Raw genomic sequence first — 19,619 nt, forward strand, 5'->3', positions numbered from 1 at the left:
CGTCTGACCGCTCAGCCGCAGCCACCCTTCAGGGCGTCGCCCAGACGGTGGGTGGCGCTGCCGGGTTTCAGGGGCTGCTGCTGACTCTCGTGCGGCGCCCAGCCCGCCAGATAGAGCACCTGGAACGTCGCGGGGACGCGGCCATCGGGTTCGGCGTAGCGCTCGGCGTAGAGGCGGGCAACTTCCAGGATCAGGTCGCGCCGCGCCGGCACCCGGCGCCGTGCCAGCACGGCGTTGGTTTCCCCCATGCCGCGCAGATCGCGCATCAACGCCAGCGCGTCGGAATAGGTGACGGTCAGCGTGTCGCTGTCGACCACCGGCAGGGCGAAGCCGGCGCGCTGCAACAGTCCGCCGGCGTCGCGCACCTCGGCGAAGGGCGAGACGCGCGGGCTGACGCCGCCGGACACCGTCTGCTCCGCCTCGTACAGGCACCGCCGCAACTCGTTCAGCGTCTCGCCGCCCAGCATGGCCGCGCACAGGAAGCCGTCCGGCTTCAGCGCCCGGCGGATCTGGATCAGCGCGCCGGGCAGGTCGTTGACCCAGTGCAGCGCCAGGTTGGACACCACGAGGTCGAAGCTCTGCGCCGCGAAGGGCAGGAACTCTTCGTCGGCGACGACGGCGGGGGCGCCGGCGCGGCGCGCGAAAGGCTCCGACAGGTCGCAGGCCACCAGCGTGCCGATCCCCTTGCGCCCGGCCAGCGCCCGGCGCATAGCCCCGTGGCGCGCCCCCAGGTCCAGGGCCAGCGGGAAGCTGCGGGTCACGTCCTCCAGCCGGTCGGCGAGTCGGTCGGCGATCTCGTCGAACAGGAAGGCATGGCCGGCGAAGCCGGGGGCGGCACGGTCGCGGCGGCGGCGCACGAGCGTGCGGTCGAAGACGGTCATGGAGTCGCTCATGACCGGGACTATACCCTGTCTGCGCGCCGCCACAACGGCCGCCGGCGCGGCGCCCCGGCTTGCTCAATTATATCTTACCGTTATGGTGCAACGCGCCCGGTTCGGTGAGATAACGAAGCTATGATTTAACTGGCGACTCGTTCAGAACCGATTGATCAGGTATTCTTGAGTTCGGTCCTGCGGTCCCGAATCGCCGGACGGCTTCGTCCACCGCTACGCCGACATCGTGAGGGCCGCATGCGCGCGACTTCCGGGGCCGTGATCCCGCCCCTCGACTGGCCGGCCCTGGTGGACGAGGCGTTGCGCCGCCGCCGCGCCGAACGGCTGACGCAGAAGGAGCACGCGGCCCTGGCCGGCGTCAGCGTGCCCACGGTGATCGCGTTCGACCGCAAGGAAACCACCCTGTCGCTTGCCAAGGCGTTCGCCATCCTCGACATCGTCGGGCTGGTCGCGGCGCGCACGGACGCCGACCCGCAGGACGCCTTCGCCACCGCCGCCGAACGGCGCTGGCAGGAGCTGACGGGCGGTCTGCCGGCCGACTCGCCCATCCGGATGCCGCACGGCCATTACGCCGTCGACTATGCCATCGCCGGCGCCTCCGCCGGTTCCGCCCGGGCGCTGCTCGACGCCCTGCGCCGGGCCGACCGCGGGCACACCGGCTGGCCGCCTTTTTGGGTTCCCACCCGCGGCGCCATCGCTCCCTACCCGGTGGAGGACGGGATCGAATGCTGGCTCGGCCGCGACACGGAGCGGGATGACCGGGACGCCGCCCACAACGATTTCTGGTGCGCCACCCGCGACGCCCGCCTGTACCTGCGCCGCGGCTACCGGGAGGACTCGACGGACGTGCTGCCCCCGGCAGCCGTCTTCGATCTGACGCTGCCGGTGTGGCGGGCCGGCGAGGCGCTGCTGCATGCCCACCACCTGGCGGAGGCGCTGGGGGCGCCGGCCGGGGCGGAGGTGCGGTTGCGGGTGCGCTGCGCCGGCCTGGCCGGCCGCGAGCTGAAGTCCTGGGCCAACCCCTACCGCGACGTCCCCGGCATCCACCGCTGCCGGACCGGCGAGGCGTCGCACGCCGTCTCCTGCCCCGCCGGGGCGATCGCCGACCGGTTGCCGGAGCTGGTGCACGCCCTGCTGGCGCCGGTCTATGAGCGATTCGACTTCTACGCCCTGCCGCCCGAGCTGGTGACGGAGGAGCTGGCACGGTTGCGGTCGGTTCCCCGCCGCTGATACGGCCGGAAAAAGATCCATTCCATTGGTTTCCGGCCGTGAAACCCGACAGAACAGTGCTTTGTATTGATCGCCGCCGGTGACATCCCGGCGACCGCGCGGCGCGGCCGCGCGCCGGCGGGGGGTTCGTGCTACACTGCCCCCGTCGTCATCCGGGAGTTGCTGGCATGGGTGTGCCCGAGGCCATCGCCGCCTCTTACGAGGCCCTGATCGTCATCATCAAGATCTCCATGCCCGCCCTGGTGGTCAGCACGGCCATCGGCCTGGTGGTGACGCTGTTCCAGGCGGTGACCCACATCCAGGACCCGAACCTGCAGCAGCAGCTCAAGATTTTCTCGATCATCGCCGTGCTGTTCGTGACGGCGCCGGCGATCTACATCGCGCTGCACGACTACACCATGCTGATCTTCGACCGCATCGCCAACCTCAACTGACGGACCGGGCGCGAGATGGGGGCGGCGGCGGAGCTGAGGCGGCTGGCGGGTGCGGCGCTGGACGCGCTGCTGCCGCCGCGCTGCCTGTCGTGCGGCACCGGCGTCGACCGCCAGGGAGGGCTGTGCCCGTCGTGCTGGGCGGGGCTGACCTTCATCGCAGCCCCTCTGTGCGCCTGCTGCGGCCTGCCGTTCGAGTACGCGGTGCCCGGCGAGACCCTGTGCGGCGCCTGCATCGCCGACCCCCCGCTGTTCGCCCGCGCCCGCTCGGTGCTGGTCTATGACGACGCCAGCCGGCCGCTGGTTCTGGGATTCAAGCACGGCGACCGCACCCACGCCGCCGGGCCGTTCGGCGCCTGGATGGCGCGGGCCGGGGCGGACGTCCTGGCCGGGGCCGACCTGCTGGTGCCGGTGCCGCTGCACCGCTGGCGCCTGTTCGCCCGCCGCTACAACCAGTCGGCCCTGCTGGCCCTGGCGGTGGCGCGCCTGTCGGGGGTGGCCGCGGCGCCCGACCTGCTGGTGCGCCGGCGCCGCACCCGCAGCCAGGGCGGGCTGGACCGCACAGGCCGGCAGCGCAACGTCGCCGGCGCCTTCGCCCTGCGGCCCGGCCGCGCCGACCGGGTTGCCGGGCGCACGGTGGTGCTGGTGGACGACGTGCTGACCACCGGGGCGACCCTGTCGGAATGCGCGCGCGTCCTGCTGCGCGCCGGCGCGGCGCGGGTGGAGGTGCTGACCCTGGCCCGCGTCATCAAGGGGTGACGTCTGGCGCGGTCGCGGGTTTGCGTCATATAGTTCCCCCGGTTTCCAAGGAGAGCAGCCCCCATGGCCGACGTCGTCATGTACACCACCCCCTTCTGCCCCTACTGCATGCGCGCCAAGCGGCTGCTCGATTCCAAAGGGGTGACGTACGAGGAGATCGACCTCTACATGCATCCCGGCCGGCGCGACGAGATGATCGAGCGGGCCGAGGGGCGCAGCACGGTGCCGCAGATCTTCATCGACGGCACGCCGGTCGGCGGCTGCGACGACATCCACGCGATGGACCGCGCCGGCAAGCTGGACCCCATGCTGGGGATCGGGTGAGGTGGCGGGGGTGCTGAGGGCGGCCTGCGTCCAGGTCTCCGCCGGGACCGAAATCGGTCCCAACCTGGAGGCCGCCGGCGATCTGATCCGCCGCGCCCGCGACGGCGGCGCCACGTTCATCGCCACGCCCGAGAACGTCTCGATGATCGTGCAGGGCCGCGCCGCCGTGCTGGAGCGCGTGCGGCCGGAGGCGGATCACCCCGGCATCCCCTTCTTCGCCGATCTCGCGCGCGAGACCGGGGCGTGGCTGCTCGCCGGGTCGCTGGGCATCCTGCTCGACGACGGGGAGCGGGTGGCCAACCGCAGCTACCTGTTCGACGACGCCGGCGCCGTGGTCGCCACCTACGACAAGATCCACATGTTCGACGTGGACCTGGAGAGCGGCGAGAGCTACCGCGAATCCTCGACCTTCCGGCCGGGGGACCGGGCGGTGGTGGCGCCGTCGCCGTGGGGCGGCATCGGGCTCAGCATCTGCTACGACGTGCGGTTTCCCCACCTGTACCGGGCGCTGGCCAAGGCGGGGGCGTCGATCCTGACGGTGCCGGCGGCGTTCACCGTGCCGACCGGGCGCGCCCACTGGCACGTTCTGCTGCGCGCCCGCGCCATCGAAACCGGCTGCTTCGTGATCGCCCCCGCCCAGGTGGGCGCCCACGACCAGGGCCGGCGGACCTTCGGCCATTCCCTGATCATCAGCCCGTGGGGCGAGGTGCTGGCCGATGCCGGCGAGGCGGTGGGCGTCGTGACCGCCGACCTCGACCTCGACCGGGTGGCCGAGGCGCGGCGCATGGTCCCCTCCCTCACCCACGACCGTCCGTTCACCCTGGACGGAGTGGCGTAGGGGCGGGCCTCATACGCGCGGTCAGGACCATTCTGACCGCCGCGTTCAAACGCCACCCGGGCTTCGGACCTATCGGGCCGCGGCCGCCGCCGCGTCGGGCGGGGCCTCGGCGCCGCGGGCGCGGCGGGCCAGGCGGGCGCGCACGGCAAAGGGCACCGCCAGCAGCCCCTGGAGGAGCGCCCAGGTCAGCGCCTCCCGGTTGGGAGCGGTCCAGTCGATGGCGCTGAGCGGGGCGGCGCCGGTGCCGCGCAGCCAGCCCCGCAGGGGGGCGTCCACCGGCAGCAGCCCCTCCGCCAGCACGATCAGCACCGCCGCCAGGATGAGGCCGCGGGCCAGCCAGGCGTCCAGCCGGCCGGAGCCGGCGGCGGCGGTGCGCGGGTCGCGGAAGCCGGTCGCGGCGGCGAAGGCGGCGGCCCGGCCGGTGCCGGCCGGCCGCACCGCCATGCCGATCAGGCCCAGCGCCAGCAGGCCGAACACCGGCACCGGGTAGTCGGCGGCGGGGAAGTCGCGGTAGCGGCCGTCGAAGACGATCAGCAGGCTCCACACCACCGCCACCAGGGCGAGCAGCGCGGCGGTGCCGCGGCCGAGCCCGGCCAGCGCCCCCGCGGCCGTGCCGCCGCCGACCAGACGCCGCGCCGCCGCCAGCAGAGCCGCCGCCAGCGCGCCGGACAGCACCAGCATCGCGGCACCGAGCGCCACGTCCTGCGGGTAATAGTTCCAGTGCAGGGCCACGGCGGCGGCGTGCACCATGCCGCCGGCGACGCCTTGCGTCAGCACCGCCAGCGCGGCGAAGGCCGGCAGCGACAGCGGCGGACCGGCCGCCGCCAGCACGGCCATCAGGCCGAAGCCGGCGGCCAGGGCGATGCCGGCGTGCAGCGGCCAGCGCGGGTTCTCCACCACCGGGCCGGCCAGCGGGAACTTCGGCGCGCGGTCCACGGTGTAGAGGCCCCAGTGGCCGCCGACGGTGCCCTCCAGCTTCTGCTTCCAGTTCTGGTCGAACGCCTCGATCACGTTGTAGTCGAAGCCCTCCCGCTCGGCCAGGCGGACGAACAGGTTGACGAAGCGCGCCTTGGCGACCAACCCCGGGGCGGCGGGCCCGCGGGCGCGCCCGGCGGTGGGCCAGCCGGTCTCGCCCACCAGGATGGGCTTGCCGGGAAAGCGCTCGGCGATGGCGCGGTAGGACCATACGATGTGCTCCGCCGCCTTCTCCACGCCGGCCGGGATGTCCTCCCAGTAGGGAAGCAGGTGGATGGTCAGGTAGTCCACCTCGTCGGCCATCTGCGGGTACTTCAGCCACCATTCCCAGACGTCGGCGTAGGACACGGGCTGGGCAATGGCGGCGCGGACGCGGCGGATGTAGCCGGACAGCCGCTCCGGCGTCAGTTCGCCGCGCAGCAACACCTCATTGCCGACGATGACGCGGGTGATGACGTCGGGGTAGCGGTTGGCCAGCTCGATGAGGGAGGCGATCTCCTCCTCGTTCTTGTCCGTGCGGCTGGACAGCCACGCCCCCATGGTGACCTGAAGGCCGTGCCGGCGCGCCAGTTCCGGCACCACCTGCAACCCCTCCAGCGACGTGTAGGTGCGGATGCCCGAGACCTGGCGCGACAGCACCTCCAGATCCTCGTCGATCTGCGCGGGCGTCGCCAGTTCGCCGGTCAGCGGGCTCTGTCCGTCGCGGAACGGGGCGTAGGACACGCTCTTCAGCGTGGCGGACGGCAGCGGGTCGAGGGGCACCGGCCGGTTGGGAAGGGACCAGGCGGCGAGGTGGGCGAGGCCGGCCAGGGCCAGCACGAGGATCAGGGAAAGGATTCGCATGGGGCCCACTGTACATCGGGACGGGCGCGGCCCTAGCACCCAATTGGGGTGAAACCGTGGCACGCCGCCCCGCGATGTCCCGGGGCCGCGTGCAACACGGCCTTGCGGCCCCCGTGCCGCTTCGCACAATATCGCCGACCATGCCGACCACGCCCACGGACACCGTCCGCCACACCCTCGACCTGCCCGACGAGGCCGCCACCGCGGCGCTCGCGCGGCGACTCGCCCCCCGCCTGCGCCCGGGCGACGTGCTGGCGCTGCGCGGCGACCTCGGGGCCGGCAAGACCGCCTTCGCCCGGGCGATGATCCGCGCCCTGCTGGACGACGCGGACGCCGAGGTGCCCTCCCCCACCTTCACGCTGGTGCAGGTCTACGACACGCCGGCCCTGGCGGTGTGGCACTTCGACCTCTACCGCCTTTCCGGCCCCGACGAGGTGGAGGAGCTGGGCTGGGACGAGGCGGCCGGCGGCGTGGCGCTGGTGGAATGGCCGGACCGGCTGGGGCCGCTGCTGCCCGCCGACCGGCTGGAGCTGACCCTGTCCGCCGGCCCCGCCCCCGGCAGCCGGCGGGCCGAACTGGCCGGATTCGGCGCCGCCGCCGCGCGGCTGGCCGCGGGAGATCCGGCGTGACCGGCCCGGCCGCCGACCCGGCGTCGTTCCTGGAGCGCCACGGACTCGGGACCGCCGCGCGCCGGCCCCTGGCCGGCGACGCCTCGGCGCGGCGCTATGAACGGGTGAGCGACGCCGGCGGAACGACGCGCATCCTGGTCGCCACGCCCGACCCGGCCGGAGATCTGGTGCCCTTCATCGCCATCGGCGGCCTGCTCGACCGGCTGGGCTTCTCGGTGCCGCGGGTGCTCGTCGCCGACACGGCCACCGGCCTGGCGCTGCTGGAGGATTTCGGCGACGACACCTTCTCCCGCCTGGCCGGGGCGGGGGACGAGGACGCGGAGGCCCTGTACGCGCTGGCCACCGACGTGCTGGCGGAGTTGCACGGCCGTTTCCGGCCGGAGCACGCCGCCGGCCTCGCCCTGCCCGTCTACGACGCCGGCCTGTTCCTGGACCAGGTCATGCTGTTCGCCGACGTCTACCCCGCCGCCGTCGGGTGCCCCCTGTCGCAAACGGCGCGCCGGGACCTTGAGGCGGCTTGGCGGGCGGTGTTGCCGGCGGCCTGCGCCGGGCCGGTCTCGCTGCTGCTGCGCGACTACCACACCGACAACCTGATGCGCCTCGACCGGCCGGGGGTGCGGGCGGCCGGGCTGCTCGACTTCCAGAACGCCGGGGTGGGGCCGGTGGCCTACGACCTGGTGTCGCTGCTGGAGGACGCCCGGCGCGACGTTCCCGACGACCGGGCGGAGCGGATGATCGCCCGCTACCTGTCCGCCCGGCCGGAGTGCGACCCGGCCGCGTTCCGCCGCTCGTGCGCCGTTCTCGGCGCGGTGCGCCATGCCCGCGTCCTGGCCATCTTCGTGCGGCTGGCCGGGCAGGGCAAACCCGCCTACCTTGCCCACCTGCCGCGCGTCCGCCGCCTGCTGGACCGCCGGCTGCGCCAGCCCGCGCTTGCCCCGGTGGCCGACTGGTTCGACCGCCACCTGCCGCCGCACCTGCGCGCGGACTTCGTCATTCCGGAGCCGACACAATGACCGACGCACCGTTCATGCCCAAGGTGGCGATGGTGCTGGCCGCGGGCCTGGGCCTGCGCATGCGCCCGCTGACCCTGCACCGGCCGAAGCCCCTGATCCCGGTCGGCGGGCGCGCCCTGCTGGACCACGCGCTGGACCGGCTGGCGGCGGCGGGGGTGGAGACGGCGGTGGTCAACGCCCATTACAAGCGCGAGATGATCGCGGCGCACCTGGCGCAGCGCGCCGAGCTGCCGGCCACCGTGCTGTCCATGGAGGACACGCCGCTGGAAACCGGCGGCGGCATCCGCAAGGCGCTGCCGCACCTGGGTGGCGCGCCGATCCTGACGGTCAACGCCGACATCCTGTGGCTGGACGGCCCGACGCCGGCCCTGAAGCGCATGGCCGCCCACTGGGACCCCGGGCGCATGGACGCCCTGCTGCTGCTGATGGCGACCACCCGGGCGGTGGGCTACGACGGGCGCGGCGACTTCCACATGGACCCGCTGGGCCGGCTGGAACGCCGCGGCGAATCGGAGATCGCGCCCTTCGTCTACGCCGGCGTGCAGATCATCCGGCCGGAGCTGTTCGCCGACGGGCCGGACGGCGCCTTCTCCACCAACCGGGTCTGGGACCGGTCGCGCGAGGCCGGCCGCCTGTGGGGTCTGGCCCACGACGGCGCCTGGTTCCACATCGGCACCCCCGACGCCCTGCGCGAGGCCGAGGAGCTGCTGGACGCCGGCGGCGTCCGCTGGATCTGGCCGTGAACCCGCGATGGCCGCGGCCCGCCCCATGAGTGACCGCCCTCCCGCCGGTGCCGCCGGCCGCATCCACACCATCGCGCCCGGCGTGCCCTTCGTGGACGCGCTGGCGGAGGGCATCGCCGCGCGCACGGGGGACGAGCCGCTGGCCCTGGCCGGGGTCACCGTCCTGCTGCCCACCCGGCGCGCCTGCCGGGCCCTGCGGGAGGCTTTCCTGCGCCGTTCCGGCGGGCAGCCCACCCTGCTGCCGCGGATGATGCCGCTGGGCGACCTCGACGCCGAGGCGCTGGTGCTGGGGGCGGAGGAGCTGCCGGGACCGGCGGCGCTGGAGCTGCCGGAACCGGTGGCGGGTGCCGAGCGCCAGTTGCTGCTGGCCCGCCTGATCCTGAAGGCCGAGGGTGTGTCCGCCACCACGGCGCAGGCGGTGCGCCTGGCCGGCGACCTCGGCCGGTTCATCGACCAGGTGTGGACGGAGCGGCTGAGCTTCGACGGCCTCACCCGCCTGGTGCCGGAGGATTACGCCGAGCACTGGCAGGTCACCCTGAAGTTCCTGGAGATCGTCACCGCCCACTGGCCGGCCATCCTCGAAGGCCGCGGCAGCGTCGACCCGGCCGACCGGCGCAACCGGGTGCTGGAGGCGCAGGCCCGCCTGTGGACCGAGCGGCCGCCCGCCGGCCCGGTCATCGCCGCGGGCACCACCGGCTCCATCCCCGCCACCGCCGACCTGCTGGCCGCGGTGGCCGGGCTGCCCGACGGCGCGGTCGTCCTTCCCGGCCTCGACCGGGACTGCGACGACACCACGTGGGAGGCTGTAAAGGACGACGAGGCCCATCCCCAGCACGGGCTGGCCCGCCTGCTCGACCGGCTGGGGGTCGCCCGCGACTCGGTGCGGCCGTGGACGGACGCCCGCGACGGCCGCGCGCCGCGCGCCCGCCTGATCGCCGAGGCCATGCGCCCGGCCGCCACCACCGAGGGCTGGCGGGAGCTGGACGGGGTGGGACCGGAGGCGACGGACGGGCTGACCCGCATCGACGCCGCCGGGCCGGAGGAGGAGGCGGCGGCCATCGCCCTGCTGATGCGCCACGCCCTGGAAACGCCGGAGCGCACCGCCGCCCTGGTCACCCCCGACCGCAACCTGGCGCGCCGCGTCGCCATGGCCCTGCGGCGCTGGGGCGTGGAGGTGAACGACTCGGCCGGCCGGCCGCTGGCCGACACGGCGGCCGGCACCTACCTGCGCCTGTGCGCCGAGGTGGCGGCCAGCCGCGCCCACCCGCTGGCCCTGCTGGCCCTGGCCAAGCACCCGCTGGCCGCCGGCGGCCGCGACCCGTCGGACTTCCGCCACGCCGCCCGGGCGCTGGAGCGCACGCTGCTGCGCGGGCCCCGCCCCGGCGATGGCTTCGCCGGCATCGCCGCGGCCCTGCGCGCCGCCGACGACGACCGGTTCGAGCACCCGCAGCAGCGCGCCATCCTGACGGAGTGGGTGGAGGATCTGGAGCGCCGCGCCGCGCCCTTCGCGGCGGCCCTGGCCGGCACGACGCCGCTGAAGGGGCTGATCGACGCCCATGTCCGCTTCGCCGAGGACCTGGCCGCCGGCGCCGGCGAGGCGGGCGCCGACCGGCTGTGGCGCCATGACGACGGCGAGGCGGCCGCCGCCTTCGTCGACGAGCTGCGCCGCGCCGCCGCGGACTTCCCCGCGGTGCCCGGCACCGACTACCCGGCCCTGCTGGAGGCGCTGATGGACGGCCGGGCGGTGCGCCCGCGCTTCGGCCTGCACCCGCGCCTGGCCATCCTGGGGCCGCTGGAGGCGCGGCTGCAGCACTACGACCTGATGATCCTCGGCGGACTCAACGAAGGGACCTGGCCGCCCGACCCCGCCGCCGACCCCTGGATGTCGCGCCCCATGCGCCGCGACTTCGGCCTGCCCGGCCCGGAGCGCATGATCGGCCTGTCGGCCCACGACTTCGCCCAGGCGTGCGGCGCCCCCGCCGTGGTGCTGACGCGGGCCGAGCGTGTGGACGGCACGCCCACCGTGCCGTCGCGCTGGCTGCTGCGGCTGGAGACGGTGCTGAAGGCGCTGGGCCTGGAGGACCGCATCGAGGGCGAGGGGCGGCGCTGGCTGGCCTACGCCCGCACCCTGGACGAGCCCGACGCGGTGCGCCCCGTCGCCCCGCCGGAGCCGCGCCCGCCCGTCGACGTACGGCCGCGCAAACTGTCGGTCACGCAGGTGGAAACGTGGATGCGCGACCCCTACGCCATCTACGCCCGGCACATCCTCAGGCTGCACAAGCTGGAGCCCATCGCCGCCGATCCCGGTGCGGCGGAGCGCGGGCAGTTCATCCACACCGCCCTCGACGCCTTCGTGCGCGCCCACCCCGGCCCGCTGCCGCCGGACGCGGTGCAGCGGCTGCTGGCCTGCGGGCGCGACTCGTTCGGGGCGCTGCTGGACACCCAGCCCGACGTCCGGGCCTTCTGGTGGCCGCGGTTCGAGCGGGTCGCCGCCTGGTTCGTGGCGCTGGAGCGCGAGCGGCGCCTGACCGTCAAACCCCTGGCGACCGAGGTGTCCGGCCGGCTGGAACTGGCCGGGCCGGCCGGCCCCTTCGTGCTGACCGCCAAGGCCGACCGCATCGACCGGACCGGCGGGGTGGGGCCGGACGGCGGCCTGGTCATCATCGACTACAAGACCGGCACCCCGCCGTCGGCGCGGGAGATCGCGCTGGGCTTCGCGCCGCAGTTGCCGCTGGAGGCCGCCATCGCCGCCGCCGGCGGCTTTGCCGGCGTGGCCGCCGGGGCGGTGGCGGAGATCGCCTTCTGGCGCCTGTCCGGCGGCGACCCCGCGGGGGAGGCGCGGCCGGTCCGGGGTGACGTGGCGGAGATGGCGGCGGCGGCGCGCGGCGGGCTGGAGGCGCTGATCCGCGCCTTCGACGACCCGGCCACCCCCTACCGCTCCCGCCCGCGGCCGGACATGGCGCCGCGCTACACCGATTACGCGCACCTGGCGCGGGTCCGGGAATGGTCGGCGGGTGCCGCGGGGGACGGGGAATGAGCGACGTGAACGGCGTGACCCTCCCGGCGCAGATCGAACTGCCCCTCGACCCCAACGTGGCGCAGCGCCGCGCCTCGGACCCGCTGGCCTCGGTGTGGGTCAGCGCCTCGGCCGGGTCGGGCAAGACCAAGGTGCTGACCGACCGCGTGCTGCGCCTGATGCTGGCCGGCACGCCGCCGGCGCGCATCCTGTGCCTGACCTTCACCAAGGCGGCGGCGGCGGAGATGGCCATCCGCGTCAACCGCACGCTGGGCCTGTGGGCGACGCTGCCCGACGCCGCGCTGGAGGACCGCCTGTACGACCTGTGCGGCGAGCGGCCGTCGCGCGACACGCTGACCGCCGCCCGGCGGCTGTTCGCCCGCGTCGTCGACTGCCCCGGCGGCATGAAGATCCAGACGATCCACGCCTTCTGCCAGTCGCTGCTGCGCCGCTTCCCGCTGGAGGCGCAACTGGCCCCCCATTTCGAGGTGATGGACGACCGCACCGCCGCGGCGCTGCTGAACGAGGCGCGCGACGCCATGCTGCTGGAGGCGCGCCGGGCGCCGGACACGCCGCTGGGCATCGCCCTCTCCCGCCTCACCGCCGACCTCAACGCCGAGGACTTCGCCGGCATCATGGCCGAGCTGGCCGCCGAGCGCGGCCGGCTGGAGCGGCTGTTCCGCGCCCACGGCGGGCCGGACGGCACCATCGCCGAGGTGCACCGGATGCTGGGCGTGCCGCCGGGGGCGAACGAGGCGACGATCCTGGCCGAGGCTTGCCACGACGGCGCCTTCGATGTGCCGACCCTGCGCGAAGCCTGCGCCGCCCTGGCCTCGGGCAGCGCCACCGACCGGGAGCGCGGCATCGGCATCCAGCAATGGCTGGACGCGGCGGAGAGCCGGGTCGACGCCTTCCACGCGTACGTGCGCCTCTACCTCACCACCGAGGGCGAGCCGCGCAGGACGCTGCTGACCAAAAAGCCGGCGACCTCCTTCCCCGGCGCCCTGCGGGCGCTGGAGGAGGAGGCGGCGCGCCTGGTGGTGCTGATGGAGCGCGTGAAGGCGGCGGGCGTCGCCGCCTCGACCGCCGCGCTGCTGACGCTGGCCGACGCGCTGGTGCAGACCTACGCGGCGCGCAAGCGGGCGCGCGCCCTGCTCGACTACGACGACCTGATCCTCTGCGCCAACACGCTGCTGCGCGGCACGCCGGAGCGGCCGGCGGTGCCGTGGGTGCTGTTCAAGCTGGACGGCGGCCTGGACCACATCCTGATCGACGAGGCGCAGGACACCAACCCGGAGCAGTGGCAGGCGGTCGCCGCCATCGCCGAGGACTTCTTCACGGGCCTGGGCGCGCGCGACGCCAACGGCACCGTGCGCACCGTCTTCGCCGTGGGCGACGAGAAGCAGTCGATCTTCAGCTTCCAGCGCGCCGACCCCGCGGAGTTCGCCCGCATGCACCGCCATTTCCGCGAGCGGGTGGAGGCGGCGGAGCGGCAGTGGGCGCCGGTGGACCTGGACATCTCCTTCCGCTCCACCGCGGCGGTGCTGCAGGCGGTGGACGCCGTGTTCGCCTTGCCCGACGCCCGCGACGGCGTGGTGTCCGACGCGCATCCGGTCATCCGCCACCGCGCCTTCCGACGCGGCCAGGCCGGCCTGGTGGAGCTGTGGCCGCCGGTGAAGCCCGAGGAACGCCCGGACCCGCCGGCCTGGGCACCGCCGGTGGCGCGCGAATCCGCCGATTCGCCCTCGTCCCGGCTGGCGGCGGTGATCGCCGACACGGTGCGCGGCTGGCTGGAGCGCGGCGAGACCCTGCCCGCCCGCGGCCGGCCGGTGCAGCCCGGCGACGTCATGGTGCTGGTGCGCCGGCGCACCGCCTTCGTCGGCGAACTGGTGCGGGCGCTGAAGGAGCGCAACGTTCCCGTGGCCGGCGTCGACCGCATGGTGCTGACCGAACAGCTCGCCGTGATGGACCTGATGGCCCTGGCCGACTTCCTGCTGCTGCCGGAGGACGACCTGACGCTGGCCACCGTGCTGAAGGGCCCCCTGATCGGCCTGACGGAGGAGGAGCTGTTCGCCCTGGCCCACCGCCGGCGCGGCACCCTGTGGGCGGCCCTGGTGCGCCGGGCGGAGGAGGATGCGGCCTTCCGGCCGGCCCGGCGCTATCTGGGCGACCTGCTGGCGCGCACCGACTTCGTCCCGCCGTACGAGCTGTTCGCCGGCGTCCTCAGCGCCCCCTGCCCGGCCGACGGCGGATCGGGCCGGCGGGCGATCCTGCGCCGCCTGGGGCCCGACGCCCGCGACCCGCTGGACGAGTTCCTGGCGGTGTGCCTGGCGTACGAGCGCACCGAGGCGCCGTCGCTCCAACGCTTCCTCGCCTGGCTGGCGGCCAGCGAGGCGGAGATCAAGCGCGAGCTGGAGCAGGGCGGCGGCCACGTGCGGATCATGACCGTCCACGGTTCCAAGGGGTTGCAGGCCCCCATCGTCTTCCTGCCCGACACCTGCGGCACACCGACCCGCGGGCCGTCGATCCTGTGGCCCGACGAATCCTGCCCGGTGCCGCTGTACGCGCCGCGCCGCGGCCAGGAGAACGCCCTGTGCGCCGAGGTGCGCGGGCGCGCCCACCGCCGCCGCGACCAGGAGTACCGCCGCCTGCTGTACGTCGCCCTGACGCGCGCCGAGGATCGGCTGTACGTGTGCGGCTGGCAGGGCAAGCGCGACCCCGCCGAGGGAAGCTGGTACCGGCTGGTGGAGGAGGCGCTGCGCGAGGTCGCCGTCCCCTGCGACTTCGATTTCACCGCCCTGTGCCCCGACGGGTGGAGCGGGCCGGGCTGGCGCCTGGCCGACCCGCAGGTGGCGCCGCCGCGCGACGACGGCACCGCCGGCGCGGCGCAGGACGGCGGGCACGCCCCGCCCCCGTGGGTCACCGTCGCCGCCCCGCAGGAGCCGGAACCGTCGCGCCCCCTGGCCCCCTCCCGCCCCGACGGGGTGGAGCCGGCGGTGCGCTCGCCGCTGGACGGGGGGGACGACGGGCTGCACATGCGCCGCGGCGTGCTGGTGCACCGCCTGCTCCAGACCCTGCCCGACTTGCCGCCCGACGCCCGCGCCCCGGCCTGCCGCCGCTACCTGGCCCGGCCGGCGCACACGCTGACGGCGGAGCAGCAGGCGGCCATCGCCGCGGAGACGCTGGCGGTGCTGGCCGACCCCGCCTTCGCCCACCTGTTCGCCCCCGGCAGCCGGGCCGAGGTGCCGGTGGTCGGCGTGGTCGCCGGCCGCGCCCTGTCGGGCCGGATCGACCGGCTGGCGGTCACCGGCGATGCCGTGTGGATCGCCGATTACAAGACCAACCGCCCGCCGCCGCGCGACCCCGCGGGGGTGCCGGCGATCTATGTGCGCCAGATGGCCGCCTACCGGGAGGCGCTGGCGTCGGTCTTCCCCGGTCGGCCCGTGCGCTGCGTTCTCGTGTGGACCGACGGGCCCTTCCTGATGGAACTGCCGGCTGACCTGCTCGCGGGTGGCTTGACCGGCGCGCAAAGAACGCCATAAGTTTTTCCTTCGCTTTCACGTCAGGGAGGGGTCGCCGGTCCGACACGCCGGCGACGGGCCCTGAACCCACGAAGAGGTCCCATGAGCAACCCCATCAAGGTCACCGACGACAGCTTCGAGCAGGACGTGTTGAACGCGCCCGGCCCGGTCCTCGTCGACTTCTGGGCGGAGTGGTGCGGTCCCTGCAAAATGATCGCCCCCGCGCTGGACAACCTCGCGGCGGAGTTCGAGGGCAAGGTGACGATCGCCAAGCTCAACATCGACGACAACCCCGCCACCCCCAACAAGTACGGCGTGCGCGGCATCCCCACCCTGATGCTGTTCAAGGACGGCAACGTCGCCGCCACCAAGATCGGCGCGCTGCCCCAGGGCGCCCTCAAGCAGTGGGTCGAACAGTCGATCTGACGGTCCGGCCCTCTCCCGCTGCGGGGGAGGGCCTCACCGCCGCGGTCCCCCGCCCCGGTCGTTGCCGTCCCGGTCGTTGCCGTCCTTGTCGAGATCGAGCATCCCGCGCAGCGCGGCGAGGGTCTCGCTGAAGGGGCGTTCGGGCGGATGGGGCGCCGGCTTCGCCTTGTGCGGCCGCTTGGGCCGCGCCGGCGGCTCCTCCTCGGCGGCCGCCTTTTCCACCATCTCGCGCAGGGCCGCGAGGCTGGCTTCCATCGACATCGGCTGGGGACGCGACGGCGCCGCCACCGGCACGACCGGGGCCGGCGCGGCGTCTTCGGGCTCGTCCCCGGGCTCCGGCTCGGATTCGGACTCCGGTTCCGGTTCGGGCGCCGCTTCGGGCTCCGGCTCCGGTTCGGGCTCCGGCGGGGCCGGGCGGGCGGGCGGAGCGTCGACGCCGACCAGGCCGCGCAGGGCGGCCAGCGTCTCCTCGAACACGTCGGCCGGCGGCGCGGGGCCGGGCTCAGGCGTCTCATCGGGCTCCGGCTCGGGCTCCGGCACAACGTCGACCAGGTCCAGGACGTCGTCGTCCCCGTCATCGCCGGTCTCCGCCGCGGGTTCCGCCTCGGGGTCGCGGATGGCGAAGCTCAGGATCTCCTCGTCGGAGAACTCCTCCTCCTCGTCGTCCTCGTCCCGCACCTCTTCGGCATCGGAACCGGCATCGGCCGGGCCGGCGAGGGCCCGCAGCGCGGCGATGGTTTCGTCGAGGGGATCGTCATCCCCGTCCACCTCGTCCTCATCCTCCACCGGCGCGCCGGCGTCGAACCGGCCGAGGCCGCGGAAGAACGCCTCGGGGGTGTCCGGCTCCTCCGGCATCGCCGGGGGGGCTTCGTCCACGTCGCCGGGGCCGGTGTCGGCGCCGAGCGCGCGCAGGGCCGCCAGGGCGTTCTCCAGCGGGTCCGCCTCGTCGCCGGACTCGTCCGCCGGCTCCGGCTCGGGGGCGGGTACCGGTTCCGGCTCGGGTTCCGGGTCCGCATCCCGTTCCGGCTCGGGCTCGGCGTCCTCCTCGGCGATGCTGTCCAGCAGGTCGTTCAGCAGGGCGTCGGCGGTCCAGCCGCCGGTGGATGCACGTCCCCGGGGTTCCGCCTCCTCGTCCGCCCGGATCATCTCCGCGCCGGCCGTCTCCCCGCGGTCCATCGCCGCGCGGTCCGTCTCCGGGCCGACATCGCCGCGCACGGCGGCGGCAAAGCTGCGCAGGGCGGCGATGGCCGCCAGCGCGCCGGCGTCCGCGTCATCCCCGTCCGGCACCGGCGGGACGGGGGGCGGGGCCACGATGGGGCGGCTTTCGACGTCGCGCGACCGGCAGCGCGAGCAGCGGAAGTGCGGCGCCAGCGACAGCACGGGATAGCCGGGGCCGAACCTGCGCAGCAAGGCGGCGCGCGTCTGCACCCCCTCGTGCCCGCACGAGAGGCAGCGCAGCCGGACGTCGCCGTCTATGTCGCGTAGGAACAGCATGCGTGACATCGGCGCAGTATACGCAGGCGCCGTTGCTTTCCCAGCGCTTTCCCCGTCGGCCTGACCCACCGGGGGCAACGGGGATCGAGGCGGATGCCGAAGAGCACGGGCACGGGCCCGGGGATACGCGCTCTCCCGATTCCCGGCGGCGCACGGTGCGCCCGTCAGCGACACCGACCGCGCCGGCAAGACCCTGCGCCGAAAGGCCCGGCTTGCGCCGGGCCTGCCTGAATTCCGCGGGGGTCATCCAACCGCGGCGATTTTGCTCGGAATCAGCGAGGCCACCATGCGGCTGAGATCGTCGATCCGCCTGGACTGCTCCTCCCCCCGGGCGTTCGACGCGACCAGGAGGGGGGACATCGCCTTGAGCATGTCCTTCATCTCGGCGATATCGGCGGGCACCGCTGCCCTTGCGACCCACTCAGGGTCGGTCCATTGGCCCTATGGGTCAAGCGCCCGCGACAAGCCCCGGCGGCGCGGTGCGGCGTCAGCCGAGGCCGACGCGGGTGCGCAGGGCCGGGTCGCGGATGGTCAGTTCCTGCCCCCGCAGGTCGTCGGCGGCGGCCGTGCAGAGATAGACGATGGCGCGGGCGGGGTCGTCGGGCTTCGCCAGATCCTCGCGCCGCAGGCGGCTCACCTCGTTGATGCCGGACGCGCGGATGGCCACCTGCATCTGCGTGTCGACCACGCCGGGCTGGAAGCCGAAGACCCGCAGCCCCTCGCCGCCGTACTCCAGCGCCAGGGCCTGCGTCAGCATGGCCAGCCCGGCCTTGGCGCTGCAATAGGCCGACCAGCCCTCGATGGCGCGGTGGGCGGCGCCGGAGCTGATGGCGATCACCGTGCCGCGCCGCTCCAGCAGGGCCGGCAGGGCGGCGCGCACCATCCGGTAGGGGCCGGTCAGGTTGACGTCGACGTTGCGGGCCCACGCCTCCGGATCGGTGTCGCCGAGTCGGCCGATGGGGTCGATGACGCCGGCGTTGTTGACCAGGATGTCGATGCCGCCGAACGTGTCGGTGACGTCGCGCACCGCCGCCTCCACCGCCGCCCGGTCGGACACGTCGCAGGCGATCAGCCGGTGCGGCCGGCCCGCCGCCGCCAGGCAGCGGCGCAGCGCGTCGGCTTCCGCCGCCCCGCGCGCCAGCCCGGCCACGCTCGCCCCGGCCCCGGCCAGCGCCGCCGCCGCAGCCAGCCCGATGCCGCGCGACGCCCCGGTCACGATGGCGACCTTGCCCTCCAGTTCGGCCATGGCTCGTCCCTTCTCCCTTGCTGCGTCGGTTCGGTTCACGCCGGGGCGGCGGCGGGGGTGCCCGCCCGCATGGCCCACAGCAGGATCAGCGTGGCCGAGAGGGCCAGCGCGATCAACAGAAGGTTGTTGGCGGCCCAGCCGAGCCCGGCGTAGACGCCACCCGACGTCAGGGCGCTGAGCGCCACGCCGGTGAACACGACGAAATCGTTCATCCCCTGCACCCGCGCCCGCTCCGCCGGGGTGTAGGTCTCGGTCAGCAGCGCCGTGCCGCCGACGAACAGGAACGCCCACCCCACCCCCAGCGCCACCAGCGACGGCCAGAACGACAGCATCAGGTCGGTGCCGGCGACGTTGAGGACGCCGCAGGCGACGTAGAGGCCGGCCCCCGCCAGCATCACCCGGATTGCGCCGAAGCGCGCGATCAGCGATCCCGTGAAGAAGGCCGGCAGGTACATGCCGACGATGTGCCATTGCAGGATGAAGGCGGCGTCGCCGAAGGCGTAGCCGCAGTCCATCACCGCCAGCGGCGTCGGCGTCATCACCAGGTTCATGCCGACATAGCCGAACACGCCGCCGGACACGGCGGCCAGGAACAGGGGCTGGGCGGCGATGCGGCGCAGCGGCCGTGCCGGTCCCTCCGCCCCCGGGACGGTGCGGGGCGGCAGGTCGACGAAGGCCAGCAGCACCAGCACGGCCGCCTGCAACGGCACCAGAACGGCGAAGGTGCCGGCGAACCGGGCCGGCAGGAACAGGTCCGAGGTCCAGACGGCGACCCCCGGCCCCAGGAAGGCGGACAGCAGCCCGCCGGCGGTCACCCACGATATGGCGCGGGCCCGCCGGGCGGGCGCCGCCATCTCCGCCGCGGCGAATCGGTACTGCTGGGTGAAGGCGGCGGAGACGCCGAGCAGCAGCATGCCCGCGCAGAACAGCGTGAACCAGCCCCACAGCACCGCCAGGAAGGCGATGGCCCCGCCGGCCATGCCGGCCAGCGCCCCCGACACGAAGGCGGTGCGCCGCCCCAGCCGGCGCACCAGCCACGCCGCCGGCAGGGTCGTCGCCATCAGCCCGATGAACATCACCGCGATGGGCAGGGTGGCGAGCCCGCGGTCGGGGGCGATGATGGTGCCGACCACGGCGGCGGCGGTGAAGATCAGCGCCGTGGCGCTCATCCCCAGCGCCATGCACACCGCCAACAGCACGACGTTGCGCGTCTCCCGCCCCATGTGCCCCCGCCCGGT

The 19,619-nt window shown here is 74.6% G+C and carries 17 protein-coding genes; 11 read left to right on the forward strand and 6 right to left on the reverse strand.

Translation table 11 applies throughout. The features are described 5' to 3' along the window. Positions 1-11: 11 nt before the first annotated feature. Positions 12-893 (reverse strand): methyltransferase domain-containing protein, encoded by an 882-nt coding sequence (locus G472_RS0125775; protein ID WP_029010682.1) that lies wholly within the window; start codon positions 891-893, stop codon positions 12-14. Between the two features lie 237 nt (positions 894-1,130). Here G472_RS0125775 and G472_RS35675 point away from each other — a divergent pair, with 237 nt between their 5' ends. The 5 genes from G472_RS35675 to G472_RS0125800 all read left to right on the forward strand — a co-directional run bounded on the left by G472_RS35675 (position 1,131) and on the right by G472_RS0125800 (position 4,475). Then, positions 1,131-2,123 carry a hypothetical protein gene (locus G472_RS35675; protein ID WP_051341310.1) on the forward strand — a complete coding sequence of 331 codons (993 nt, stop codon included), beginning with the start codon at positions 1,131-1,133 and terminating at the stop codon, positions 2,121-2,123. A 167-nt stretch (positions 2,124-2,290) separates the two neighbouring features. After that, the gene (locus tag G472_RS0125785; protein WP_029010683.1) at positions 2,291-2,557 is read left to right on the forward strand and encodes an EscS/YscS/HrcS family type III secretion system export apparatus protein; all 267 of its coding nucleotides are present in this window, start codon (positions 2,291-2,293) and stop codon (positions 2,555-2,557) included. Positions 2,558-2,572: 15 nt separating this feature from the next. Next, positions 2,573-3,313: a ComF family protein gene (locus G472_RS0125790; protein ID WP_029010684.1), complete on the forward strand. Its 741-nt coding sequence runs from the start codon at positions 2,573-2,575 to the stop codon at positions 3,311-3,313. Positions 3,314-3,376: 63 nt separating this feature from the next. Next, the gene (grxC, locus tag G472_RS0125795; RefSeq protein WP_029010685.1) at positions 3,377-3,637 is read left to right on the forward strand and encodes a glutaredoxin 3; all 261 of its coding nucleotides are present in this window, start codon (positions 3,377-3,379) and stop codon (positions 3,635-3,637) included. Position 3,638: 1 nt separating this feature from the next. Then, a complete protein-coding gene (locus tag G472_RS0125800; protein ID WP_029010686.1) occupies positions 3,639-4,475 on the forward strand; it encodes a carbon-nitrogen hydrolase family protein in 837 nt (278 codons plus the stop codon). A 69-nt stretch (positions 4,476-4,544) separates the two neighbouring features. Here G472_RS0125800 and G472_RS35680 read toward each other — a convergent pair whose 3' ends face one another. Further along, positions 4,545-6,293 (reverse strand): glycoside hydrolase family 17 protein, encoded by a 1,749-nt coding sequence (locus G472_RS35680; protein ID WP_211100256.1) that lies wholly within the window; start codon positions 6,291-6,293, stop codon positions 4,545-4,547. Positions 6,294-6,433: 140 nt separating this feature from the next. On the opposite strand from G472_RS35680, the gene tsaE reads away from it, so the two are divergent. The 6 genes from tsaE to trxA all read left to right on the forward strand — a co-directional run bounded on the left by tsaE (position 6,434) and on the right by trxA (position 15,641). Continuing rightward, entirely contained in the window at positions 6,434-6,922 is a 489-nt protein-coding gene (tsaE, locus tag G472_RS35685; protein WP_029010687.1) for a tRNA (adenosine(37)-N6)-threonylcarbamoyltransferase complex ATPase subunit type 1 TsaE, read from the forward strand. Then, positions 6,919-7,935 carry an aminoglycoside phosphotransferase family protein gene (locus G472_RS0125815; protein ID WP_029010688.1) on the forward strand — a complete coding sequence of 339 codons (1,017 nt, stop codon included), beginning with the start codon at positions 6,919-6,921 and terminating at the stop codon, positions 7,933-7,935. The genes tsaE and G472_RS0125815 overlap by 4 nt, the downstream gene beginning before the upstream one ends. Next, on the forward strand, positions 7,932-8,678 hold the full coding sequence (locus tag G472_RS0125820) for a nucleotidyltransferase family protein (protein WP_029010689.1): 747 nt from the start codon (positions 7,932-7,934) through the stop codon (positions 8,676-8,678). The genes G472_RS0125815 and G472_RS0125820 overlap by 4 nt, the downstream gene beginning before the upstream one ends. A 25-nt stretch (positions 8,679-8,703) precedes the next feature. Beyond that, entirely contained in the window at positions 8,704-11,715 is a 3,012-nt protein-coding gene (addB, locus tag G472_RS0125825; protein ID WP_051341398.1) for a double-strand break repair protein AddB, read from the forward strand. Next, positions 11,712-15,236, forward strand: coding sequence for a double-strand break repair helicase AddA (gene addA, locus G472_RS0125830; RefSeq protein ID WP_029010691.1), 3,525 nt, complete (start codon positions 11,712-11,714; stop codon positions 15,234-15,236). Before addB ends, addA begins: the two co-directional genes overlap by 4 nt. Before the next feature lie 81 nt (positions 15,237-15,317). Next, complete coding sequence (trxA, locus tag G472_RS0125835) at positions 15,318-15,641, forward strand: thioredoxin TrxA (RefSeq protein ID WP_029010692.1); 324 nt, start codon at positions 15,318-15,320, stop codon at positions 15,639-15,641. 33 nt (positions 15,642-15,674) lie between these two features. Here the strand turns inward: trxA and G472_RS0125840 are convergent, their stop codons facing one another. The 4 genes from G472_RS0125840 to G472_RS35690 form a co-directional block, all read right to left on the reverse strand. Continuing rightward, positions 15,675-17,135: a hypothetical protein gene (locus G472_RS0125840; protein WP_029010693.1), complete on the reverse strand. Its 1,461-nt coding sequence runs from the start codon at positions 17,133-17,135 to the stop codon at positions 15,675-15,677. Positions 17,136-17,378: 243 nt separating this feature from the next. After that, a complete protein-coding gene (locus tag G472_RS39190; RefSeq protein WP_156927259.1) occupies positions 17,379-17,516 on the reverse strand; it encodes a hypothetical protein in 138 nt (45 codons plus the stop codon). Between the two features lie 106 nt (positions 17,517-17,622). Next, complete coding sequence (locus G472_RS0125850) at positions 17,623-18,381, reverse strand: SDR family NAD(P)-dependent oxidoreductase (protein WP_029010694.1); 759 nt, start codon at positions 18,379-18,381, stop codon at positions 17,623-17,625. Between the two features lie 35 nt (positions 18,382-18,416). Next, positions 18,417-19,604, reverse strand: coding sequence for an MFS transporter (locus G472_RS35690; protein WP_035693729.1), 1,188 nt, complete (start codon positions 19,602-19,604; stop codon positions 18,417-18,419). Positions 19,605-19,619 lie beyond the last annotated feature (15 nt).

The organism is Azospirillum halopraeferens DSM 3675, assembly GCF_000429625.1.
GTDB classification, from domain to species: Bacteria; Pseudomonadota; Alphaproteobacteria; order Azospirillales; family Azospirillaceae; genus Azospirillum; species Azospirillum halopraeferens.